Here is a 1090-nt window from a genome sequence, read left to right as displayed (position 1 = left end):
CGGCGGTTCGGCTCGAGCCTTGGAGTGTGGACGCCGGCCTTGGCATGCGTCCCGTGGTGGCTCCGCCTCCCGCCCCGCCGTCGGCCGACGCCGTGGTGCACGTCCCCGGGGCGGTTCCCCCCTTTTTTTGGCGCCCGGCAGACGCGGCACGGGCCGTGGCGCGCCGCACCACCCGTCCTCCGGGGCCGCCGGCCCCGCACCCGACCGTCGCGGGCCCCGTCGGGGGTCCGGCCCCCGCCCCCGTCGGGCCCGTGACAGGGGCCTGTTCCATCCGACGGCGCTGGCCGGATGCCGGACGTGGGCAAGGTGTGTCCACGCCGGACTCGCGCGTGTCTGCGGGGTGGCTGGCTCCTTTGGCGTCGGCCGCGTGCTGGCTGTACGGCCGGGCCGTTTGGTCCGGGTTGGGGCTGGCCGGTGCGTGGTGGCGAGCGGCAGCCTGGCCGTCAGGCCTGGGGGAAGTGCGGATCCGCCGGTCCGGGCGAGGCTGCTGCTGGTCACCGTGGTGGTTGGGCGGCGTGGCCGGCCGGTGCGGGGCCTGGTGGCGGGGGGAGGGGAACAGACGTGTCCGGCGACGCCGGTGATGGTCCGGGCCGGGTTCAGAATGGCTCGTCCTGGACCTGGATGACTACTTCAGCATCAGCGCGTACGGAACACCCCCGCGTCGGCGGGGGGCGTTGCCCATCGCCCGGACTGACACCGGCACCCCGTGCACGGCCTGAAGATCCTGCAGGAACGACCGGGCGTAATCACGGGCCTGGGCAATCGCCTCCGTGCCCTCGAACGCTGCAGATAACGAGATCGACTCATCGGCCAGCGCCCAACTTTCGCCGTCAGCAGCCTGCTTCATAAGCCGCCTCGTTCCTGCACCTCTACCTGACACTGGCCCGATTACCTGAAGAATCCCGCCACAGACGTGGCCAATGGGGATCTTGGGGGTTACCACCGTTGTGGCAGGAGCGGCCAACGGTGGATCGGCTGCTGCGCCTGGTACTGGGTGGTGACAGGATCGGTGTATGGGCACCGAGACGGACTGGGTGTACCGAGTGTTCGAGCCGCACGGCTCCGAAGGATGGCGCCCCTACGGCGACGC

Annotated in this window: 1 protein-coding gene; it reads right to left on the bottom strand. The window is 71.6% G+C overall.

Annotated elements, in window-relative coordinates:
* Positions 1-625: 625 nt before the first annotated feature.
* Positions 626-847 carry a hypothetical protein gene (locus tag LZ604_RS35460; RefSeq protein WP_234520350.1) on the bottom strand — a complete coding sequence of 74 codons (222 nt, stop codon included), beginning with the start codon at positions 845-847 and terminating at the stop codon, positions 626-628.
* Positions 848-1090: the final 243 nt, after the last annotated feature.

Source organism: Streptomyces glomeratus (genome assembly GCF_021462825.1).
In the GTDB taxonomy this organism is placed as follows: Bacteria; Actinomycetota; Actinomycetes; order Streptomycetales; family Streptomycetaceae; genus Streptomyces; species Streptomyces glomeratus.
This window is presented reverse-complemented; position numbering and strand designations above follow the sequence as displayed.